A 22,921-nucleotide genomic window follows, 5' to 3' on the forward strand; every position below is an offset into this window, starting at 1 on the left:
GTAATTTACAATGGGTGAGGAACGTAAGGAAGTGCGTGATGAAGGATTAGCACCAGTACCTGCACAGGAGGAATTATTAATGGCTATTGAGAAATACCTAGCTGCCGGTGTTAGACTTGGCACAAGGGTATCCAATGCGTACCTGCAAAGGAGAGGGTTCGTGTTCTCTGTTAGGCCTGATGGACTTAGAATCCTTAATCTAAGGAAGATCGATGAGAGAATTAGGATTGCTGCCAAGATGATCACAATGTATGACCCGGAGAGGGTCGTTGCCTATTCAGCAAAACCCTATGGCTTCAAGCCGGTGGAGATGTTCTGTAAATTTGTTAAGTGCAAGGCAATAACCGGCAGGTTCATACCTGGTACATTCACGAATCCGAACCTCAACCACTACATAGAGACCGACCTACTGATATCCACGGACCCAAAGGCTGATACTCAGGCAATAGAGGAGGCGGCTAGAATGGGTATTCCAGTCATAGCTCTCGTGGATACAGATACGCCGATATCATACGTAGACCTAATAATACCATGCAACAACAAGGGAAGAAGGAGTCTAGCCCTGATCTACTGGTTATTGACTAGGCAAGTACTTAGGATTAGGGGTGAGCTGAAGGAGAATGAGGATCTTCCAGTGCAGCCAGAGGAATTCGAGGTTAAGGCATCAATTGAGGGAGTTTCTCAATAATCTTCTCTGCAAATACCCAAGCATAAGGGTAGAAGCAGTAGTCATACAATAAAGGTAAAACAATGGCCGCATTTTGACTCAATCGTAGGTCCAGTAGTAAGTGTTTTTACTCACTAAGTTTAGTGCTTATTTTTGTATGGCTCGTGTACGTAAACCAGCGGTTGCTGGCGCCTTTTATGAGGCGGATAGGGATAGGTTAGTTAAGCAGATTGAATGGGCAATAAGCCATCAATTAGGTCCTGGCCAATTAACTAAGCAACCCCGTGATGGGTATAAGGCCGTGCCAATAGTTATTGTTCCACATGCTGGTTACGTTTATTCAGGCCCCATAGCTGCAATGTCCTTTGCCGAGATCTACAGGTTTCATAATCCAAGGACCTTCATACTAATAGGCCCTAATCACTATGGCATTGGTGCATCGGTGGCCATATACCCCGAGGGTGCTTGGGAAACTCCGCTTGGCGCACTTGAGGTTGATTCCGAGGTAGCTAAGGACTTAATGAGCAAGGTTAAGTACCTGGAACCCGATGTGTATGCCTTCACCCAGGAGCATTCACTTGAGGTTCAATTACCCTTTATTCAATACATATTTGGTAATAACGTTAAGATAGTACCAATAATAATTTGGAGACAGACTAAGGAAGTTGCCAGGGATCTCGGTAATGCAATAGCCGATATAATATCAAGCCATGAACCTGGCTCCATAGTCTATGTGGCCTCCAGCGACTGGAATCACTATGAACCCCATGAAATAACCACCGAGAAGGACATGAGGGCCATAGATCCTGTACTTAGGCTCGATGATGATTCATTCCTTGATGTTATTGAGCGTTATGACGTATCTGCCTGTGGATATGGCGCAATTGCCACTGCCATAGTTGCCGCTAAGAAGCTCGGTGTTAAGAACGTGGTTTTATTAAGGCATGCCACGTCAGGTGATACAAGCGGTTACACCCTTGAAACAGTGGGTTACGCCTCAATAGCATTTTTTCTCTAACCCCGTTATTAATTAATCAAAATACTTAATTCCTTTATTTCCCTAGGTTTTCCCTCAGTGATTGTATGAGTGCCCTAAGGATATTCTTCGAGGTATTATTGATAATAGTAGCCCTTGCCCTAATCTATACAATAGTCGAGCCGTTTAAGGCAGAGTTAAAGACTTATATATTTAGTATTGGTAATGAACAGGCAAGCGAGTTACTGTATATGGTGGGCTATATAATTTATAAGCTGGGTTACCTGTCATATATGTTATTAAAAACCATAGCATTATATTCTTACCAGGCAATACAGTATTTATTAAGCAATCCAGGATTTAAGTAAATTCTAGTATTATTAAGTGAATTGCGCATGTCAATCATTTTCTCTTTATATGAAAAAGAGAAAGATTTAAATAGAAAGTAGATAAAATAAAGAGCTTGATGAGTATCATACAGCCGAAGGAGGTAAAAACCTGGAAGGATGAATTAAAGGAGGTCCTTACGAGGCACGTTAGGGACCCATTTAAGGACAAGATTGATGAGTACCTGGGGTTCCTCGATATACTCTATGATAAATGGTGGAACGGTGACATTAAGACCAGGGAATACTACGCATACCACATGGCCCTCCTCATGGCTAAGTCCGACAAGCCTAACGTGATCAAGGCCAAGCTCAATAGTTACTATGCTTACCTGGTCTACAAGGGCTACGTATCGGCTTACAGGCTAATGAAGGATAAGTACGTGGCTGGCGGTGAATCAATATACACCTGGCTACGAGCATATAGAAAGATAATAGGTTAAGCAAGCATAAGAGGATATAGCATTTGGTAGTCAGTCATTAAAATTAGAAGGTTAGGCTGTGGAGGCTTGCTCCAAGGCTTGTGTGTCCAAGTCGTTCCTCCTTTTTCTCAACTAAGCGGATGATCTACCATGGCCAGCAGTTTCGCTAATGCATTGGCTATTTTCTGGGTCTTCTTGTTATTGCCTTCGTTATCATAGTTCATCTCGAGGATTTTTCTTAACAATCTCAGTTATGCCCTTGATCTAGCTCCTGTGGCCAATGGCCTTTAACGACCACTTAACCTTCACGTTGCTTAATTAGGGCTTATGCTGCCTATGTTGGTTAGCGAACTACTTGGATGATGGTAACTAAAGGCTACCCTTATTTTGCAATACGCTATATACGTACTTATACACCAAATCAACTACTTGATCAGCATCTATGTATGTGGTGTCGATGACTAGGTCGAATGGTGATAGGTCATTTATATCAATTCCATATATAGTCAGGTATCTCCTTCTGTTTGATTCCTCGCGAATCCTTATTTCACTAATTGCTTCAGTTGCTGGCTTACCATCCCTAGCTGATAACCTCTGAGCCCTAACCTTGGTATCGGCCTTTAGGTAAATACGTACATCAGCTAGGTCCCTAAGCAACCAGGCGGCTAAGTGGCCTTCAATCACAACATTGCCCTTCCTAGCCTCCCTTATGGATTCCTCATCAACGGCCTTATCAATACTGAAGTCCGATTCAGCAATTCTATGAAGCTCCACGAGAGACACGTTCCTCTCAACAGCGATTTTTCTAAACAACTCACCAATTGATACAAACCGATAATTCAATTTACTGGCTAGTTTCCTCGCAACCGTAGTCTTACCACTCGCGGCTTGTCCACTTACAGCAACAACGCCCATTGAGGTCACATCTATGAAAGCCTTACCGCAATCCTCAAGGCCAGCGCCAAGCATCTATGGCAAATATAACCACCATAGGGTCTTGAAATCGTTGAGCCAGACACATGCTCAGTCTTAATTCTAGTCTCATTAATGCCATTCAATGGCCTACCACAAATGGCGCACCTAGGTTTTGACGCGAATCTCTTGTCATAGTGTACCACACGTCGACCACCAGGCGTCTTCTTGGAGATCCTCCTCAATCTCCTGGATCTCAATGCTGGTCTTGGCATAATTGTTTCGTCAATACACCATGGGTTTTTAATTTTTACTTAGCATCAACATACCTATGGGTCTCAGGGCCAGGCCTGGCAATGCCTAGGGACAGGTATTTATTCAATTCGTCATTACTTAGTACGATCACGTGGGACTTCCTAAGGGCTAATTCCACCTCCTTCTCTGTGGCATTGACCCAATTGATTCGGGTAATCATGGACTTGGTCACGGCTAAGAGAACACCGTTCTCACCACGGATCCTGTACGCCGCCCTCTGAAGTTCATAAAGTAACCTATTTACCCTGTCCTTCTTGGACATTGCCATCACCACAGCGTTCTCAATGCTTCCGGTCTCGAATATGGTCATTAGCACAATCTCAATTACCTTATTTATCCTATCGGGGACACCTATTATCGAGCCTCTCAACTCTATCCTACACCTGGGCACGTTAAGGCCCAGCGCCCCATATAACCTCCCAGTTTCGCCCTTAACGCGTCTTTCCTTATCGACAATACCGCCAATGATAAATGTGGAGAACCCCGTGATCATAGTCTCATTAAGTATACAATCGCCCTCCGGGTCAAGCATAACAGCGTCCCCCTTTATGTCTGGGCCATAACTCCTAATAATCACCCTGTGGTTGAATCCTTTGGTAAACCTATTAAGGCTATCCAGGAACTCGCTGGGTGCATTTGTTAACTCCAGGTTGGTGTCCCAGAGGTACCTCCGTACTGTACTTATTGAGGCGAGTACCTGTTCCACAAGTTCATTCTTCTCGGATTTAGTGTGTTCGTCCCAGAGGGATAGGTCGATTATGAAGTGGGGCTTCCTGGGTATATCCATTAGCAAATCCAGTGATGCAATGCAGTCACTTGGTTTGGTTATACGCGCATCGCATGGTATTGCCCCCATTGAGGATAGTGATAATACCTCGAGGTCATTGAACCTTGAAGTAGTCGTGTTACCGAAACCACCGAAGCATAATGCATACCTACCCAGTAGTAGATTTACCGCTATGCACTGCGGTAGGTAGTAATTGCACTTAAGTCCACGTGGTATGCACAACCTACGTATTCCTAAGCCTCTTAGTAATTCCAGTAATTGCTTGCCGAGTATCATTACGTCCGGGAGTAATTAATGAAATTAATTTAAGGGTTTAAACCCTTGTTGATATACCGTGGGCACTGAATTACCCCTGTGCGATAACCACGCGCATACAAATCCAGTTAGTGGTATTGGACCAAGGGAATTGGCCAGGAGATTTCGTAAAGAGGGCGGCAAGTTCATAGTCATAGTGGCCCTCCTAACCTGGAGCCTTGGACTAACGCCTGGCGACCTTGATAGCGTTAGGAAGATGTATGACATAACAGTGGAGTCGGCAAGGGTCATTAATGAGGAAGGCATTAAGGCTGTAGCAATAGTTGGTGTGCACCCAGCCGAGGCCTATGAATTACTTAGCGGGGGTTGGTCAAAGGAGGATGTGCGTAAGTTCATGGAGAAGAGCATTGACCTAGCGGTTAGGTACATCAAGGAAGGTAAGGCGGTGGGTATTGGGGAGATCGGCAGGCCCCATTGGGATGTACCCAGCGATATTACTGAGTTCTTTAATGAACTATTGATGTACGGGTTTAATGCAGCCAAGGACATTAATGCCGTGGTTCACCTACATCTGGAGAGAAACGGCATTAGTACCGCATCATCAATAATAAACATGGTTAGGAAAGTGGGTAATAAGCCCTATAGTATTATCATGCACCATGCGGAGCCTGTGGCAATTGATATTGCAAATGAGGGTAGTGTTATGCCATCAATACCCATGGGTAGGAAGGGTGAGTTTGAGGAGGCTATTAAGCATGGGCCAAGTTTCGTCGTTGAGAGTGATTTCATAGATGATCCAAAGAGGCCAGGTGCCGTAATACCACCATGGACCCTGGTTAGGAAATTAAGGAATTACGTGAGTAATGGGGTCATTAATGAGGACTTCCTTCATAGGATTTGCATGGACAATATTAATAGGGTGTATGGTATGGTTTATTGAGTTAAATAACGCGTGGTGAACAGACACCAAGAACTTTTAAAGGGTGCAGTACCTCAGGTTTTGGATGAGTAATGAGGAGAGGGAATTGATTGAGAGGATGTACAGGAGGATGCTGATGATGCATGTCAAGGAATCGTCATTCAACGATTCCAGGCGGCAAATGTGCCCAAGCGGTATTATTGCACTTAGTGGTAATAATTTTAATTCATCAATTAGGGAGTGCTTTGCCTCGGTAATTGATTTCTATGCTGACTGGTGCATACCCTGTAAGATAATGGATCCAATATTGAATAAGCTATCGCAGGTATTTGCAGGTCAGGTGTTCTTTGGGCGTATTAATGTTGATGAGTACCCGGAAATAGCCGCTGAATACGGGATCATGTCCATACCGACTACAATATTGTTCAGGAATGGTGAGGAGGTTTACAGGGTAATCGGTGCCGTTGATTTTAATACAATGAAGAGGTACATCGAGATTTACCTGGGCGTTGGGGGAACCACTCGGTAATTATTTAATTTGCAGCACTCAATTCCGTATTATTTAGCATTGTATTATTAACTTGATTGATCCCTCATTTTTGCCCAGAGTACCTATTCATTTGGTCTCCTGCGCTGTTAGGTTATGTATTTACTTCGCTGATTATTAACCGTCTACCATCCTGCGCAGGTAGTATAAAAGTTAATTTATAACTATCTCCGAAGAATATCACACTAACGTCATTACCGAGGTGGAACTCGCCGTCAATACCAGCCAGTACACAATTTTCACAGCCCTTGGTGTCATCAAGTATATTCCTGAATACGTTAATGGCATCTTTGCCGTTAATTTCCACTGAGGCTACAATTCCTGCGTGGTCTCCATGTACGTGGTGATCAATCTTTGCATTGTACTTCGTCCTTAGGGATTCCATGAACTCGCTCAATTCTTCAATGACTTCCTTGGGTAACTCCGTTATGTGGTGGTGATGTTCATGTTCTTCCTCATTTTCCTCCTCTTCGCCCTCTTCATTATTCTCAACGTTGCTGAAGCCGAAGGTCATGCTGATTATTAATTCAAGTTCCTCATTCTGGGCAATCCTTTCAATCTCCTTACCCAGCTTACGCCACTCTTCAAAACCAAGCTTTATCTGCATCATATTAACGCCATGTTCTGGAAGCCTATTAATAAATCCTTTTGCGTGTCATAATATCGCATGTATGCTGCAGTATCATTGTACGCGCTATTGATTACTAAGAATATTTACCCAGTACAATTTAGTAGCTAATATATTTATTAATGCGCGGATTCTATGTAGGTGCATGGTAAGACTAAGTATAATAAGAATAAAACTTAAAAAGATCCTTGTGTACATAATTCGTGCCCGCTAAAAACCTAGAAATCGAACCAGTTGACCTATGGAGACTACTAAGGGCATCTGGTGTAAAATATGTCAAGTTTCTAATAGTTGACATAAACGGTGTACCAAGGTCAGAAACAGTACCCATAGACATGGCCAAGGACCTGTTTATCGATGGGATGCCCTTCGACGCTTCCTCAATACCCCTATACTCAACGGTAAATAGAAGCGATTTTGTTGCCTATGTAGATCCAAGGGCAGTATATATAGAGCACTGGCAGGATGGTAAGGTAGCAGACGTATTCACAGTAATATCTGACATATCGGATAAACCCTCATCACTGGACCCAAGGAGGGTCCTCAATGACACACTTGAGCAGGTTAGATCGAAGGGTTATGACTTCCTCATGGGTGTTGAGGTCGAGTTTTTCGTTGTTAAGGAGGATAATGGTAAGCCTACGCTTGCGGATACTGGTGTGTACTTTGATGGCTGGAATGTGACTGTGCAGTCACAGTTCATGAAGGAGTTAATAAATGCAATAGCTGAGGCAGGTATTAACTACACGAAGATCCACCATGAGGTAGCCCCAAGTCAGTACGAGATAAATATTGGCGCCTACGATCCACTGAGGCTCGCGGACCAGGTAATATACTTCAAGATCATGGCTAAGGACATAGCCCAGAAATACGGCCTAAAGGCAACATTCATGCCAAAGCCCTTCTGGGGAGTTAACGGCAGCGGCGCCCACACGCACATTAGTGTCTGGAAGGATGGCAAGAACCTATTTCAGAGCAATACTGGGAAGATAACCGAGGAATGCGGTTACGCAATAAGCGCAATACTGGGCAGTGCAAGGGCGTTAAGTAGTTTCGTAGCGCCACTCGTTAATTCATACAAGAGGTTAGTGCCTCACTACGAGGCACCAACGAGGATCGTGTGGGGTTATGCAAATAGGAGCGCCATGGTTAGGATACCGCAGTATAAAATGAAGATCAACAGGTTTGAATATAGACACCCGGACCCAAGTATGAATCCATACCTAGCCTTTGCAGCCATGGTGAAGGCAGTAATGAAAGGACTTGAAGAAAGGAGGGAGCCGCCACCACCAACTGATGACATTGCCTATGAACTAACCAATGCCCCAGAAACACCGGCAACCCTAGAAGCCACACTTAATGAGCTCTCCAAGAGCTTCTTAGCCACAGAACTACCGAGCGAGTTAGTAAATGCCTACATGAGAGTCAAGCAGAATGAGTGGGAGGATTACTTAACTAACGTTGGTCCCTGGGAGAAGACCTGGAACGTAATAACCCAGTGGGAGTATAATAGGTACCTGGTTACTGCATAAAAACAATTAATAATCTATATTGCTTAAAAATATGCATATATAATTAACTTATTTATTACCAAGTACAATATTTTTCACGGTATATTATAAATAATATAGAGAGTAACACTTAAAAACCCTGTAGTTTACATAGTCTGTGCCGAGTGACCCATTAAAACGGTAAATAGGATAAATAGGATAGTAATACTGAGTAAAATAATCCCGGTATTGGTCATGACTGTGCTTGCAACAGCAATAACCACTAAAGCCAATGCCCTGCCAAATCTATCAGGGTACCCGCAGGCCTCCGTGCCTACATGGCTAGACACAGGTAGTAATGCGTGGATGCTCACGGCAGCCACCCTCGTAGGTCTTCAAAGCGTGCCCGGCCTAATGCTCCTCTATGGTGGTATGACTAAGCGTAAATATGCCATAAATACAATGATGATGGTGCTCTACGCCTTCGCCATAGTATTAATAATTTGGGTGTTGGCAGGTTACATGTTCGCGTTTGGACCTGCACTGGTGAGTGTGGGCGGCTTTAACGTATTGGGCATGCCAATACCAGCATTATCAAGTAGCGTCATTGCGTCGCAGGCCAGCGTACCAGCTGCTCAGCAGTACCCGAACATAGCCATGTCGACATTGATATTCTTCCAATTCGTCTTCGCCGCAATAACGCCTGCACTGATGGTTGGCGCCTTAATAGAGAGGATGAATTTTAAGGCCTGGATGCTCTTCGTACCACTATGGTCCCTCCTCGTTTACAGCCCAGTGGCTTTTTGGCTCTGGGGCGGTGGTTGGCTCATGCAACTTGGTGTTGTGGATTTCTCGGGTGGTTACGTAATACATGTTGATGCAGGTATAGCGGCCTTCGTAGCAGCCGCAATGGTTGGTGAGAGGTTGGTTGAGGAGAGGAAGTTGCAACCGCATAATCTAACCCAAGTCGCGGCGGGTCTCGGCCTTGTCTGGCTGGGTTGGAATGGTTTTAATGGTGGAGACCCATATGGATCAACAATAGATGCAGCAATAGCTGTCATAAATACTAACCTAGCCACGGCTGTGGCTGTGGTCATGTGGATGCTGCTTGACACGTCCTACTTTGGGAAACCTACGTTTACAGGCGCTGTTTCTGGGGCTGTGGCGGGCTTAGTCGGTATAACGCCAGCCGCTGGTTATATTAATGGAGTTGGGTCAATAATAATTGGGGCATTATCAAGTGCGGCCGCCTGGTATTCCCTAAACTTCTTCCAATTTAGGTCTAAGCTAACTAGGAACATTGATGATGCGTTAGGGGTGTTCTCGGATCACGCAGTTCCCGGGATCATAGGTGGTATACTAACGGGCATCTTCGCGGATCCTAACATCACTAAGTACGTGGATCCAGGACTAAGAGGAGCCCTTTATGGAGATCCATATCAAGTCCTGCTTCAACTCATGGGTGTTGCCGTTGTGGTAGTTTATGATGTAGTGATGACTTACCTGATTCTCAAGTTAATAGGCAGGGTGACACCATTGAGAGCATCGATTGAGGAGTTGAGGATTGGTGATAAAGAGATGCATGGTGAGGTTGCGTACGATGAATTTGCCTTCGCAACACAGGGAGATGCAGAGAGAATGGCAGCCGGCGTTGTGGTATCTGTGTTCAATAAAATCAATGACGTAAATGATGAGGAGAAATGATATACATTAAGATTAATTGGTTGAAAATAATTGAAATAAATGCCTAGGCTATTCAAAATTAGATTCCAGCCTATCTGCACTTGCCCTTAGATATATTGCCCTAACATCCATTTGTCTCAGTCTCTTTAGTAATTTCATGTCGCATGTCACAGCAATGCAGCCGTATTCCCTGGATACTGCCACCACTGAATCATCCGGTGAACCGGTGGCGCTGGCTATTGAGAAATTACTAATAATGTAATTAAGGGCATTACCTGAGGCCCTGGCTATTCCGGGCCTACCTAGTTTACTTAGTTTCATTAATTCATTAAGTATTGGGTATGGGACCACGGGTATTATTGGTGAATTAACGAGTTCAATGACTTGATCAATAATGCGCAAACCCCTTGTGAACATAAGTAGTAACGCGCTGGTATCAAAGACAACGCACTCTATTTTCATTTTCATCATTACTTCACTCAAGTACTACATTACCGTCTTTAAGTATTCCGTAACCCACGATCCTCCACCTATTGTTGACCTGCTTCGTGATAACAACCTTAGAGCTTTGTTCTGTCGAGACTGCCTTCCTCAAGGTAACATCGAGTTTACCACCATGAAAGCCCTTGACTATCCCCATTACCGCTGCTGAACCCACGTGTATCATGACTATGTCCTTAGGTTTAAATGTCACGTCCTTCAGGGATGAGTTGCTCGGCATTTCGATCCTGCTAAACTCAAGGGTCATTTCGCTCCATACTGGCGGTAATGTGCCTGGCTTACCAACGACACTACCCACGAGGGAGTCCGCTTTGGTCAGGGCTGGGTCAAGCTCAGTGCCTATACCCACGAGGCCACCGGGTCTGGCTTCCTCGATATATTCATTACCAATGGCTATACTGACTATTTTCGTGATTATTGGTTCATACTTATTACCCAATTTTAATCCTGGTCTTATCTCGATCTCATCACCGACCTTTGCGGAGCCCTTTGTTACTGTGCCACCAAGTACACCACCAATTAACTTATCCGGTGTAGTGCCTGGTTTATTGACGTTGAAGCTCCTGAGTACGAGCATCCTAAAGTCACCGCTAGAGACTTCCCTTGGGGGTACTAATTGATCAATTAATGATGATATGGCCTCAATATTGATCCTATGTAGTGATGAGACAGGTATTATGGGTGAGTTCTTAGCCCAAGTATTGCCTAAAAATCGCTTGATCTGCTTATAATTATCAAGGGCTTGCTCCTTGCTTACCAAATCGAGTTTGTTTTGAGCAACTATCAATTTATTAAGGCCCATTATTGTTAATGCAGTGAAGTGCTCCTCGGTCTGGGGCTGAGGTACGGGCATTGAGGCGTCCACCACAAGCATCGCAGCATCAATATACGAGATCCCGGATATCATGGTGCTTATTAGAACCTCGTGCCCAGGCACATCAAGTATCGATACCTTCCTCTTTAGTACTGGTTCATCACCGTTAGGGCACTTACCATCCTTAAGTAAGCCATCACTAATTATCCTAAACTCGCCCTCCATTGATTGGCACTCGTAAAGACCAATGGTTATGTAACCAAGCTTAACAGTCATAGCCCTCTTAATCTCCTCACTATACCTAGCAACCCAGACGCCGCTCAAGGCATGAACTAGGGTTGTTTTTCCATGATCCACATGACCAGCAGTCGCAATAATTGCATCTGGGTAAATATACCTGCTCATTTAAACCGTACTGACAATTAAGGGTTTATAAACAGTACTTAAATCTTGACGTTAATAGCGGAACGCAACCCTTCAATTATAAATTATAAGGAATTCCCCTTATACCTATAGGCCCTTTCCTCTATATATTAGTGCAGATGAATTGGGGCAACTACGTGGAGAACCCCGTCCTATAAACGGGCCAACCCTGGATTTGAGATAAATAACTGAAATACATAGTTGATTGGGTAAGATCGGCAGCAAGGTTTATACGTAAGGCCTGAATAACAAAAATGGTTGTGTACCCAACCACGGCCTATTAACCGGGCGAGCCCGGCAACGGCTCGCCTGAGGAAACTCCCCCAAGTTGCCGTGGGTTCCCTGCGGGGCAACCCGCCGACCGAGAGGCCGCCAGGGGACTTCGGCCCAAATAGGGGCCTGTGATCTCCACGGGTGAGGCCCGGGTAGGGCCTTAGACAAATGCTACAGAAGGGGGGTTATGCCGCGGTTGGGTACACAACCGGCCAATCCTCTTTTTCTATTTAATGAGGCGGAGGGAATTAGAAGGATTAAAGGGAAATAAGGAAAAATTGTTTTGATTTGAGTTCGTGGTTGATGTTGGTATTTCACCCATCACTTCTTCTTTTCGGTCTTCTCCTCCTTCTTCTCTCCTTCGGTCTTCTTGGACTTCTTAGACATACTACCTTAGCTTTATCTGATGTTTCTTATAAAGGTTACAACCCAATTTGTGACATAAAAGTTAGGTTATAGCAAGTTTTGTATTTCGGTCTATCGTTACATGCTTAATAAAGTATTGTTCTTCTAATCTCGTAGACCTTCATGTGGATTTTTATGAATTTTGTAACATTAAACCGTGATTAATGCCGCTTATTTTCTTGTGTTTTCTTTCTCTTTTATCCAATTAATTAATTAATACTTTATGATTAACCGCCTTAAAGGCTATTATGCTTAGTGACTTTTTAAGGAGAAATTGGTATTGGGTTTTGGGTATTCTAGTGTCTCTTTTCCTATTTATAATAAATCCGGTGTTGTTTGTCATTGTATTTATTGCGATTCTAGTCATTTATTTCCTTGCTTTTAGGCGTAGAAAGTCTAGAGGAAATACAAAGGATACCACTACAACGGTTAGGATATTGAGGAGTTATGCCGTTGGTAGTGCCAGTGATGTGAGGTTAAGTAAGGTTTGTTTTAGTGTCGGTGTTGGCGATAACGTTGTCCGCGTTGGTGATAGGTGGGTCTCGGCATTATCCATTAGTACCTTGGATTTACTCACACTGCGTGAGGTTCTTAATCTTGGGGCCATTATTAGCGATGGTAACAGTCATTACCTGGTTATTTATGGTGATAACATTGATGATGTATTTGTTAGACTCAACACGGCGGCTGAACTGCTCAGGTCCCGAAATGTATTATTTAAGCAGTTATCATCATCTGAATTAATTAAGGAGGTGATTTTAAGATGGATGAGCTAAGTGAAAGAGGTAGGGAGTTGCTTAGGAGGGTTTTGAGTAGGGGTAGGGTTGCCTATGACTCATTGAGTGAGGATGAGAGGAAGGCTGTTTATGAGTTAGTGAGGCTTGGCTATGTGAAGCTATACCTTGAGCCAAATAGTGGGAGAATTGCCGATGCAGTGAGGATAGTTGGTTACAGTGGTGCTCCTAACCGTAGATTTAGACGTAATCACCTATGTCTTGCTCTGGTGCCGGTTGTGTCCTTAATACTCCTGTATCTTTCAATAAGGTCCTTCATCATGGGTTATGCACCTGTTGGTGTGTTCTTCCTGTTAATCGACGTTGGTATAACATACATAACCTACCTACTGTTACGTAGGCACTGCCTTTAGCGTAATTGATTTTAAGGGAGTTAGATCCTGAGGATCCTGATACTATAGTCATTATACGTGTCTATGACTCCATGGGTCAAGAGGACAAGGTCACCCTTAGCAATTGAACCGCTCCTTATTAATTGATTCAGGGTTTCCCGTTCACCCTCATCATAATCCTTAATGTCACCAATGATTATTGGTTCCACACCCCAATAAAGCCTTAACCTCCTGAGTATCCTCTCATCACTAACACCAACGTATGTGGGTACCTTGGGTCTATACCTGGATATTGCCTCAACGAACCTGCCACCCCTCGAGTAAATGACTATCTTCGCCCCAATGTCCTCAGCCAACTGCACGATACCCAGGGCAAGCCTATCAGTTAAATTTGCCATGACTTCCCTATCAATGCGCACCTCACCCTCATACTCACCGGCAACCCTTCTCAACCACTGCACGGCTTCAATGGGGTACTTACCCACTGCGGTTTCGCCAGTCAGTAATAATGAGTCCACGCCCTCCATTACAGCGTTCGTTATATCCACGACCTCGGCCCTAGTGGGTACCGGTTGTTCGATCATGGACTCCAATAACTGTGTGGCAACCATCACGGGTTTACCGCACTTCTGTGATTCCTTAATTATTGAGCTTTGTATTCTCGGTATTTCCTCCAGGTCAAAGTGCATCCCAAGGTCACCCCTAGCCACCATCACGTAATCACTTGCACAAACGACATCCTTCATGTTCCTAACGGCGTCGGGGCCCTCAATCTTAGCCACAAGCCTTACCCAATCACCGCCAATCCTCCTTAATTCCGCCCTGACTTCCTCTATGTCATCAGAGCTCCTGACATGGCTCACGCCGACGTAATCCATGCCAATGCTCACGGCAAACTTGAGGGCCTCCCTATCATAATCATCAAGTATTGGTATTGGGTAATCCTTACCCTTAATTACTATAGCCTTTTCCTGCATTATGGTTCCTGAGGTTAATGCCGTAAGGACTGCCCTATTTCCAGAAACCTTTTCGACACGTAGTCTTAGCCTGCCGTCATTCATGACTATTATGTCATCGATCGTTATTACCCTAAAGAATGAGGAATTGGGTACAGGTACAAAGCCACCGTCGGACTTATCATCAAGCCTAAACTCAACAGAATCACCTGTACTGATCGTGATGGGTTTCATGCCCCCGGTCCTAATGCCTGGTCCTCTTAAATCGCCTAGCACCGTGATGTCGTTCCTAAATTCCCTGACGTTCATTACCCTGGTCCTCCATTCCTCAGTGTTACCATGCGAGAAGTTTATCCTAACTCCATCAACATACTTAATGAGTTCCCTCAGTACATCGGTTTTCTCCGAGGCGGGGCCAATTGTTGCAACGATCTTTACCCTACTCACGATCATGGATTCATGGTTCAATATATAAACCTTAGGAGAACACTGGGTTAACTGGGTTTTCCAGTGGATTGGAGTTCAAATTCAGGGAATTACAATGAACTACCTAGTAATGTTTATGTGGACCTTGTTCCCTATAGGTTAAGGCATTTGGTGGTTTGCATTGCCTAGGCTTGATGTCGCTCCACGTATAGAGCTACGGGGAGATTCAGCAGTGCTTCAATGGGGGAACGAGGAATTTGAAATACCTAAACTCAAGCACGGCGTACTATTTCTAATGAGTGGTTATGTGGGTTCGCAAATCCATGGCTGCGAGTATAAACTACACCTTGATTATATGAGGGGTAGGATTGTTAATGATGGCATAATTGATGGTCTACAGGAACATTCAAGGCAACTTGGGGTGAATGAGGAGGGGCTTGGACTTGAGCTTGGTTGGAACCCAGTCTTAGTGAACCGCGGCGAGGAGGGCATTTACTTCTTTAACTCTAAAATGAATAACTGGATTGGTCATGCAGATTTTGGAAAACCGTTTATCCAGGAGGCATCACTTGTAATTGTTAAGAGGAATGTGCCAATACTTGGTCTTCCCGACCTAATAATAAACCTCGATAGTAGGCCTACGTACATAGTGGAATTAAAGACTACGAGTAATCCAGCGAACCTAAGGACCATTAGGGGTAGGGAAGCATTACAGTGCGAGTCCTATTTTCACATGATGAATTACCTGGGGTTTAAACCACGGGGCGCCGCCATTATAAAGGTCGTTAGGGGTTCAAAGTTCCGAATAATTGATAATATCGACTTAATAATTAAACACCTAGAAAATGGTGAGGGTTCCGTTCAGTTGATGAGGTATGTTACTATTCACAGGATTAGGGTTAGGGAATTCAACGACTTTCTTAGGGATGTGGATTACGCACTTGAGTATTGGCTCGGGCTTAGAAACCCGAAGGCATCACCGAATAGGGGTCTTTGTTCCTTTTGCGAGCATAGGAGGTATTGCCCATACAGCGTTGCTAGGTGATCCTTGGTAATGAGAGTAGTATCACCAACACGTATATTATTGGCATTATTATTAATAATATGAATAAGGATGGCATGAACGTATAGGCAAGACTGAGAAATGCCTCAATAATTGTTAACCAAGCCCACGTTATCCTAAACGCCTTGCCTAAGCACGCCACATGACCAAAGAGATATGGACAGTTAACTACCTTTCTTAGGTTCGTATCAACGGAACCCTCAATAACCCTCACCTCACCGTTAATCTGAATACCTGCATGGGCCAATAGCTTTAATAACGATGTAGAGTATTTAGTGAGACCAACGTCATCATAAAATGATAGGTCTATCCTGATCCTCCTTACAACTTCTGCGAGGCTCATTGACTGGACAAGTTTTTCACCAAGCTCTGAAGCAAGGGCCCTTTTAATACTCAGGAAATTAACCATGCCCGTGGGTTCACCAGTCCTTGTGTCAAAGGGCGATATTAGGCCATCAGGTAATTCAAGGGATGATGGGTATGGCACTAATACATCCGTTATTCCCATGCCATCAGCGTTCACGAGAAGGTTGAACAGCCTAATGCCTGGTGCAAAATCCATTATTCTCCAAGTATTGCTCAATGAAGGTACGTAACCCCTAAAGAATTGTATTACGGAGCCGTCATCCCTAACAAAGTACATGGTCATGTATGCATAAAAACCCCTTGGCAACACTGATGTCCACCTTAAGGCGTTCATAACAACTAAATCCATAGATAATGAGCAAGAATCGCCTGCACGGGAATGCCTTGTTATTTCATGAATAACCAAGGTCCTGCATCTTAATCCAATTATTGATGCAATGAGCAATATTACGAAGATAATTATTCCAACTATGAATTGATTTATCAAATATGCCATTACTTAATAATGATCGCATTCTCTTTTTAAATTATTTCATCATATCCCTTTAGCATCGTTTTATAATGGTTTATCATTGTAAATGGTGCATAAAGTTTATAAATTATAATATGCGGCATTTGCCGATGAGCTTTACTGTTGACAAAATAATAAGGAGGGAGTCACTAACAATAAATGGAAACGCCAGCATTAAAGATGCGATTAATACGATGAGTAGGGAGAATGTTGGGTTACTTGTTATTGTTAATGACGCCGGTAAACCAATCGGAGTTGTCTCCGAGAGGGATATAATCAGGGCATTGGCCCGTGGTAAGGACCTAAATACTAAGGTTACCGAGGTCGGTGTGGTGGGAAAGCTAGTAACGGTAAGCCCCAGGGACAGCATTTACAAGGCTGCATCACTGATGAACGACCACAAAATAAGGCATTTAGTGGTCATGGATGGGGATAAATTACGTGGCGTTATCTCCATTAGGGACATAATTAGTGAGGAGAGGGTTGTTTCGAGGCTGGCTGAGTTAGCTGAGACCAAGACCATTGACACTGAGATTAGCGGCGCTGACTGAAAGACTTAAAAATAAATAGTAATTATTAAAAATGATGAGCATTCTCAGGAAGTGAAATGGAGGAATTTAAGTCAAAGGTTGAAGAGTTATATGGTGATTTCCTGAGGGAGATCAGGGAAATTGAAAAGAAATGGCAAAGGGAATGGTACGGGAATGGCATCTTTAATGCCGATCCAAGACCTAATAAGCCTAAGTACTTCATTACCGTGCCGTACCCATACGTATCGGGTTCGCCACACATTGGTCATGGCAGGACATTCACGATAGGCGACATAATAGCCAGGTATAAGAGGGCCAGGGGTTTTAACGTCTTATTCCCAATAGCATGGCACATTACCGGGACACCAATACAGTCCGTGGCTGATAGGATTATGAAGGGTGACCCGGAGGATATAAAGCTGTATTCCTGGTACGTGAGCCTATACGTAGATGACCCGAACAAGGTTAAGGAGATACTGAGTACATTTACGAATCCCTGGAACATAGCCCAGTTCTTCGCCTCAGTATATATCAGGGATTTCATGTCCATGGGCTACTCAATGGACTTTAGGAGACAATTCACAACTGGTGACCCGGACTATAATGCATTCATTATTTGGCAGTACCACAAGTTGAGGGAGGCTGGTTATATAACACAGGGTAGTCATGTGGTGCTTTACTCACCTGATGAGAACCAGGCAGTGGGTGAACATGATATTAGGGGTGGGGATGAAATAACCATAGACATACTGGAATTCAACTTAGTGAAGTTCAAGCTAGAGGGTTCTGATGAGTACCTGGTTGCAGCTACGTTAAGGCCTGAGACCATTTACGGTGTCACGAATGTGTGGATCCACCCGAGCATTGACTATGTAATTGCCAGCATCAATGGCGAAAGGTGGGTAGTATCAAAACCAGCGGCTTGGAAATTAAGCTATCAGGGCTATGATGTTAAGGTTGTCGGCTCAATACGCGGCGAGGAATTAATAGGTAAGTACGTGGTGGCCCCGCTCATTAATAGGAGGGTGCCTATACTACCTGCGTCCTTTGTCGATGAGAACACGGGCACCGGCATTGTCTATAGTGTGCCTGCCCACGCGCCATACGACTATGTAGCCCTAATGGACCTCAAGAAGGATGAAAAAACGTTGAGTAGGTACGGCATTAAGGAGCTGGTTGAGTCCATAGAGCCCATAAGCATCATTAAATTACCGAATTATGGTAAGTACCCGGCTAAGGACGTAATTGAGAAGCTCGGTGTTAAGGATCAGAACGATAGGGAGAAGCTTGATGAGGCAACCAGGATTGTGTATAGGGAGGAGTTCTACAGTGGTACCATGAAGGAGAACACGCTATTTCCTGGGTTAAGTGTTGATGAGGCCAGGGAGAGGACGATAAGGGCACTGAGTGGGCAGGGTGCGTGGGGTAAGATGTATGAATTGGAACCTAGGAAGGTACTTACAAGAAGCGGCAACCTTGTAATTGCCGCGGTAATTAAGGACCAGTGGTTCCTCAATTATGGAAATCCCGAGTGGAAGACCAAGGCGTTTAAGTGCCTGAATACCATGAAGATAATACCCGAGAGGTACAGAAAGAACTTTGAGAATGTCTTTAATTGGTTATCCATGAGGCCGTGCGCCAGAAAAAGAGGGCTAGGTACTAGACTGCCCTGGGACCCTGACTGGATCATTGAGTCCTTAAGTGACTCAACTATATATATGGCCTATTACACAATTGCACACAGGATTAAATCAAGCGGTCTCGATAAAAGGCTTGGCGAATTTGCCAAGCGCGTAATAGAGAGCAAGGGAACAGATAGTGAGGCGCTGAACGCAATAATGACCTTCTTCGATTACATACTCCTAGGCAAGGGCGACCCAGGTAATGTTGCCGAGTTATTTGGTACTGACAGGGAGTTCATTGAAGACATGAGAAAGGAATTTGATTATTGGTACCCTGTTGATGAGAGACATAGCGGGCCTGACTTGATTGGCAGTCACCTAAGCTTCTTTGTGTTTCACCATGTGGCGATATTCCCAGAGAGACATTGGCCGAGGTCAATGACCTTCAATGAGTACGTTATTAGGGAGGGCATGAAAATGAGCAGGTCGCTAGGCAACGTCCTTCCATTACCCTATGTACCCAAGTACTACGGTACTGACCTAACCAGGTTATACCTGGCCTCCGTCACTGATTTAGATACGACACTTGATTGGAGGGAGGACGATGTAGCTAGCACAGCAGGTAGATTAATGAGGTTCTGGGGTCTCGTTAATGACATAATTAAGGAGGGCAAGCCGTCAAGGGAGATTGACATTAAGCATTTATCGATAGTTACACAGTGGTTAATTTCCAAGGTGAATAAGACAGTGCGTGATTCGGCCATTGATATGGAAAACGAGAATATAAGAGGTTACTCGCTTAAGGCGTTTTTCGACATGCTCTCATCTGTTGAGAAATACCTGGACGTCGCCAATGCTATAGGTATTAACAGAGATGAGATAAGGTGGGTTCTTTGGTATGTCATTGAACGTTGGGTTAAATTACTGCAACCAGTCATACCACACATGGCCGAGGAGCTTTGGCATAGAATGGGCAATAACACTTTCGTTTCACTTGAACCCTGGCCTGAGTATGACGAAGCGTTAATAAACGATGAGTTAGATATAGCACTGGACCTAGTTGAGAAGGCTATAGATGATGTTCAGGAGATCCTTAGAGTTACCAAGATAGCGCCAAGGGCTGTGCATCTATACGTTGGTCCATCCAGTGAGTATTACCAGGTAGTTAATGGGGCTATTAGGTTAATTAATGAGGGTAAGACAATGGGCGAAACAATAAGGGCCATTGTTAGTAACCCGGAGTATAGGCGTATGGCCGATAGGGTGGCTAACCTGGTTTCTAAGGTTATCGATGGTACAATACCAAGGAAAATAGTCAGTAGAGATATGGAACTAAGGGTTTTCAGGGAATTAAGTGGTTACATAAAGTCCAGGATAAACACAGATGTTGTGGTCCAAGACGCAACAAATCCGACGTATGATCCAAGCAATAAGGCCAGGAGTTCACTACCCGGAAGGCCAGCCATATACGTAGAGGCCGTGAAATGAGGCCGTAATATTCAATTAGAGTTAAAATAAATTAATTCAACGGGGGTGTCAGGCGAGTAGCCGCCAAGGTGTCTCGCCATCATCCGCCCCCTGATTTAAGAAGAACTTCATGGTCCTTAAAAAGTAGACTGTGATTGATTACCATGGTTACTTTATTAATAATGATGGGTCAATGGGTATTTTTGCAATTCTCCTGTTTACGGCCCTCTCTATGGCCCTCGTTAATGCCGGTAACACACCAATTAATGGCCCCTCAGCAATTCCCTTGGCAGGCAATGGCGCGTTGGATTTACCCTCCTCAAGATAATACCATTTAGTATTGAAGGCTTCCATTATCGTTGGTATCCAATACTCACCAAAGGTCTGCGTTAATGGATTACCATCATCATCATACTTAACACCCTCAAGGACAACCTCACCAAAACCCTGAATAACACCACCGATTACCTGGCCCTCGGCAAGCATTGGATTAACCACTAAACCGATGTCGTCAATCGCAACATAATCAAGGACCTTGATCAATCCCTCTTCAGAAACCTCGACTAAGGCCACGTGCGAGCCATAGGGATACGTATAATCATTCAGGCCAAAGTATGCCGAGTCCTCCAGTGATGGTTCAACTTCGTAGAGCCACGTACTGCCAGGATTTGCTGTTAATGCAGTGGCAATATCCTTAATACTCATTGACCTTCCAGTCTTAGCATCCTTAACATAACCGTTCTCGTAAATCACACCCTCGTAATTAACGTTCATCAATGCCGCGCCGACTCTTTTCAACTTATCCTTAAGCTTCCTAGTGGCGAGTAATGCAGCATTACCCGCCAGTGTAAGCGTTCTACTACCAAACGTGCCAAAGCCCTCGCCGATTAACTCGGTGTCGCCCCAGGAAACCTCAATCTGGCCTATGTCAATACCTAATTCATCAGCCACTATCTGCGCTATTGCCGTTGCGTCACCCTGCCCATGGGGCGCTGCGCCTATTATAACGAGGATTTTACCATTAGACTTAACCCTAACGGAGGCCGACTCCCACGGTCCAAAATTATTTTGTTCAATATAAAATGATAAACCAACACCAACCCTCTTACCTTGTCTCCTCAATTCCTCAGCCCTTCTCTCAAAGTCCCTGTAATAACTCTCGGCAACACTTAGTAAGTGCAGGTAATTACCGCTATCGTACTTATGGCCGAAGGGGTTCGTGTACGGTAATTCTGTCACCAAGTTCCTCCTCCTAATCTCTATTGGGTCCATTTTAAGTTCGTCCGCTGCCATATCCATGATCCTTTCATACACAAAGGCAGCCTCAGGCCTACCCGCGCCTCTGTACTGGTCAAGTGGTGTCTTGTTTGTCCTAACACCATAAACCTCGACTAGGATGTCCCTAACCTTATATGGTCCGCTTATTAATGTGGCGGTTATATCTGCCAGGTAATAACCGTGGGTCGCGGTGCCGAGGTCTATTATTAAATCATCGATCAGCGCCCTCCACTCGCCATTTTTCGTAAACCCAGCCCTAATCTTATGAATCTGGGCCCTACTGTGGTACGTACTTAACAAATCCTCACGTCTGGTGGCAACCCATTTAACCGGTCTTCTGTGGATAATGCTTGCGTAGGTTACTATGTAGTCCTCAGGGTACGGGAACATCTTTGAGCCAAAGGCACCGCCTGTATCCGCCTGGACAACCCTTATGTCACTAACATAGTTCTCGAATGCATCAAGAAGGAACTTACGCATGTAATGGGGTGCCTGGGTTGAGGCGTAAACCGTCAGCCTTCCCTCCTGGTACACTGACAGCAATCCCCTTGGCTCCATTGCAGCTGGGTAAACTCTACCGATTTCGAGTTTGGTCTCGATAACGACATCACTTTTCGCCAACTCCTCCTCCGGGTTTCCAGCCTTGTATGTCCACCTATAGCCAATATTGCTTGTGTCTTCCACAGCCTTTACCTTATCCTTGGCAGCCTCCTCCGGGTCAACGACGGCGGGTAATGGCTCGTAATCAACCTGTATGTAATCGAGGGCATCATAGGCCTTGTACCTATCCTCAGCAATGACTGCAGCTATTGGTTGACCCACGTATAGGATTTCGTCCTTAGCCATGGGAAAATTCCTAGGTCTATTCTCAACCTCAATGTTCAACCCAGTTATGACGCCAACAACGCCAGGAATCTTCAATGCATCTTCATAGTCTATCTTAAGCAACTTTGCATGCGGGACTGTGCTCCTTAGTATTGCCATGTAAAGAGTCCCTGGGTACGCTATATCATCGACATACCTTGCGCTACCCGTTATGAACTTAGGATCTTCAATCCTCTTAACGCGCGTACCGACATAATGAGACATTAGGAAATTATTATATTACGGATAAATAAGGAATCCCATGTTAATAATTTAACTGAATAGCACAGTAATACTTAATTAAACGGC

22 protein-coding genes are annotated in these 22,921 nt (G+C 44.4%); 13 read left to right on the forward strand and 9 right to left on the reverse strand.

Annotated features, from left to right (window positions below; translation table 11 throughout):
• Window positions 1–10: 10 nt before the first annotated feature.
• The 4 genes from rpsB (at window position 11) to Vsou_RS06885 (ending at window position 2,472) form a co-directional block, all read left to right on the forward strand.
• Window positions 11–688: a 30S ribosomal protein S2 gene (gene rpsB / locus Vsou_RS06870; RefSeq protein WP_188602872.1), complete on the forward strand. Its 678-nt coding sequence runs from the start codon at window positions 11–13 to the stop codon at window positions 686–688.
• 136 nt (window positions 689–824) lie between these two features.
• Window positions 825–1,685 carry an AmmeMemoRadiSam system protein B gene (gene amrB / locus Vsou_RS06875; protein WP_188602873.1) on the forward strand — a complete coding sequence of 287 codons (861 nt, stop codon included), beginning with the start codon at window positions 825–827 and terminating at the stop codon, window positions 1,683–1,685.
• A gap of 65 nt (window positions 1,686–1,750) precedes the next feature.
• Entirely contained in the window at window positions 1,751–2,011 is a 261-nt protein-coding gene (locus tag Vsou_RS06880) for a hypothetical protein (RefSeq protein ID WP_054844227.1), read from the forward strand.
• 98 nt (window positions 2,012–2,109) lie between these two features.
• Window positions 2,110–2,472, forward strand: a complete 363-nt coding sequence (locus Vsou_RS06885; RefSeq protein WP_188602874.1) for a hypothetical protein — start codon at window positions 2,110–2,112, stop codon at window positions 2,470–2,472.
• A 348-nt stretch (window positions 2,473–2,820) separates the two neighbouring features.
• Here the strand turns inward: Vsou_RS06885 and cmk are convergent, their stop codons facing one another.
• Genes cmk through trm10 form a run of 3 tightly spaced genes read right to left on the reverse strand, consistent with a single transcriptional unit; the run spans window position 2,821 to window position 4,741 of the window.
• Window positions 2,821–3,366, reverse strand: coding sequence for a (d)CMP kinase (gene cmk / locus Vsou_RS06890; protein ID WP_188603054.1), 546 nt, complete (start codon window positions 3,364–3,366; stop codon window positions 2,821–2,823).
• Between the two features lie 11 nt (window positions 3,367–3,377).
• A complete protein-coding gene (locus Vsou_RS06895; protein ID WP_054844229.1) occupies window positions 3,378–3,638 on the reverse strand; it encodes an eL34 family ribosomal protein in 261 nt (86 codons plus the stop codon).
• Window positions 3,639–3,673: 35 nt separating this feature from the next.
• The gene (gene trm10 / locus Vsou_RS06900; RefSeq protein WP_188602875.1) at window positions 3,674–4,741 is read right to left on the reverse strand and encodes a tRNA (adenine(9)-N1)-methyltransferase Trm10; all 1,068 of its coding nucleotides are present in this window, start codon (window positions 4,739–4,741) and stop codon (window positions 3,674–3,676) included.
• Window positions 4,742–4,799: 58 nt separating this feature from the next.
• Between trm10 and Vsou_RS06905 the strand changes: the two genes are divergently transcribed.
• Both Vsou_RS06905 and trxA read left to right on the forward strand, forming a co-directional pair.
• Complete coding sequence (locus Vsou_RS06905) at window positions 4,800–5,660, forward strand: TatD family hydrolase (protein WP_188602876.1); 861 nt, start codon at window positions 4,800–4,802, stop codon at window positions 5,658–5,660.
• Between the two features lie 64 nt (window positions 5,661–5,724).
• Complete coding sequence (gene trxA, locus Vsou_RS06910; RefSeq protein ID WP_188602877.1) at window positions 5,725–6,168, forward strand: thioredoxin; 444 nt, start codon at window positions 5,725–5,727, stop codon at window positions 6,166–6,168.
• A 112-nt stretch (window positions 6,169–6,280) separates the two neighbouring features.
• Here trxA and Vsou_RS06915 read toward each other — a convergent pair whose 3' ends face one another.
• Window positions 6,281–6,796: a hypothetical protein gene (locus Vsou_RS06915; RefSeq protein WP_054844233.1), complete on the reverse strand. Its 516-nt coding sequence runs from the start codon at window positions 6,794–6,796 to the stop codon at window positions 6,281–6,283.
• A gap of 221 nt (window positions 6,797–7,017) precedes the next feature.
• Here Vsou_RS06915 and Vsou_RS06920 point away from each other — a divergent pair, with 221 nt between their 5' ends.
• Together Vsou_RS06920 and Vsou_RS06925 are read left to right on the forward strand one after the other, a co-directional pair.
• On the forward strand, window positions 7,018–8,346 hold the full coding sequence (locus Vsou_RS06920) for a glutamine synthetase family protein (protein ID WP_188602878.1): 1,329 nt from the start codon (window positions 7,018–7,020) through the stop codon (window positions 8,344–8,346).
• 213 nt (window positions 8,347–8,559) lie between these two features.
• Window positions 8,560–10,008 carry an ammonium transporter gene (locus Vsou_RS06925; RefSeq protein WP_188602879.1) on the forward strand — a complete coding sequence of 483 codons (1,449 nt, stop codon included), beginning with the start codon at window positions 8,560–8,562 and terminating at the stop codon, window positions 10,006–10,008.
• A gap of 48 nt (window positions 10,009–10,056) precedes the next feature.
• Here Vsou_RS06925 and Vsou_RS06930 read toward each other — a convergent pair whose 3' ends face one another.
• Both Vsou_RS06930 and Vsou_RS06935 read right to left on the reverse strand, forming a co-directional pair.
• Complete coding sequence (locus tag Vsou_RS06930; RefSeq protein ID WP_229709754.1) at window positions 10,057–10,455, reverse strand: type II toxin-antitoxin system VapC family toxin; 399 nt, start codon at window positions 10,453–10,455, stop codon at window positions 10,057–10,059.
• A gap of 7 nt (window positions 10,456–10,462) precedes the next feature.
• A complete protein-coding gene (locus tag Vsou_RS06935) occupies window positions 10,463–11,707 on the reverse strand; it encodes a translation initiation factor IF-2 subunit gamma (protein ID WP_188602880.1) in 1,245 nt (414 codons plus the stop codon).
• Between the two features lie 944 nt (window positions 11,708–12,651).
• On the opposite strand from Vsou_RS06935, the gene Vsou_RS06940 reads away from it, so the two are divergent.
• Together Vsou_RS06940 and Vsou_RS06945 are read left to right on the forward strand one after the other, a co-directional pair.
• Window positions 12,652–13,179 (forward strand): hypothetical protein, encoded by a 528-nt coding sequence (locus tag Vsou_RS06940; protein WP_188602881.1) that lies wholly within the window; start codon window positions 12,652–12,654, stop codon window positions 13,177–13,179.
• On the forward strand, window positions 13,167–13,550 hold the full coding sequence (locus tag Vsou_RS06945; RefSeq protein WP_188602882.1) for a hypothetical protein: 384 nt from the start codon (window positions 13,167–13,169) through the stop codon (window positions 13,548–13,550). Before Vsou_RS06940 ends, Vsou_RS06945 begins: the two co-directional genes overlap by 13 nt.
• A 20-nt stretch (window positions 13,551–13,570) precedes the next feature.
• On the opposite strand, the gene pyk is transcribed toward Vsou_RS06945, so the two are convergent.
• On the reverse strand, window positions 13,571–14,938 hold the full coding sequence (gene pyk, locus Vsou_RS06950; RefSeq protein WP_188602883.1) for a pyruvate kinase: 1,368 nt from the start codon (window positions 14,936–14,938) through the stop codon (window positions 13,571–13,573).
• A gap of 154 nt (window positions 14,939–15,092) precedes the next feature.
• On the opposite strand from pyk, the gene Vsou_RS06955 reads away from it, so the two are divergent.
• Complete coding sequence (locus tag Vsou_RS06955; protein WP_229709755.1) at window positions 15,093–15,956, forward strand: PD-(D/E)XK nuclease family protein; 864 nt, start codon at window positions 15,093–15,095, stop codon at window positions 15,954–15,956.
• Here the strand turns inward: Vsou_RS06955 and Vsou_RS06960 are convergent.
• Window positions 15,949–16,836: a hypothetical protein gene (locus tag Vsou_RS06960; RefSeq protein ID WP_188602884.1), complete on the reverse strand. Its 888-nt coding sequence runs from the start codon at window positions 16,834–16,836 to the stop codon at window positions 15,949–15,951. The genes Vsou_RS06955 and Vsou_RS06960 overlap by 8 nt on opposite strands.
• A gap of 125 nt (window positions 16,837–16,961) precedes the next feature.
• Between Vsou_RS06960 and Vsou_RS06965 the strand changes: the two genes are divergently transcribed.
• Both Vsou_RS06965 and leuS read left to right on the forward strand, forming a co-directional pair.
• Window positions 16,962–17,402 (forward strand): CBS domain-containing protein, encoded by a 441-nt coding sequence (locus Vsou_RS06965; protein WP_188602885.1) that lies wholly within the window; start codon window positions 16,962–16,964, stop codon window positions 17,400–17,402.
• A gap of 56 nt (window positions 17,403–17,458) precedes the next feature.
• Window positions 17,459–20,491, forward strand: a complete 3,033-nt coding sequence (gene leuS / locus Vsou_RS06970) for a leucine--tRNA ligase (RefSeq protein WP_188602886.1) — start codon at window positions 17,459–17,461, stop codon at window positions 20,489–20,491.
• A gap of 147 nt (window positions 20,492–20,638) precedes the next feature.
• Here the strand turns inward: leuS and cutA are convergent, their stop codons facing one another.
• Complete coding sequence (cutA, locus tag Vsou_RS06975; RefSeq protein WP_188602887.1) at window positions 20,639–22,837, reverse strand: glyceraldehyde dehydrogenase subunit alpha; 2,199 nt, start codon at window positions 22,835–22,837, stop codon at window positions 20,639–20,641.
• Window positions 22,838–22,921: the final 84 nt, after the last annotated feature.

The organism is Vulcanisaeta souniana JCM 11219, assembly GCF_026000775.1.
GTDB classification, from domain to species: domain Archaea; phylum Thermoproteota; class Thermoprotei; order Thermoproteales; family Thermocladiaceae; genus Vulcanisaeta; species Vulcanisaeta souniana.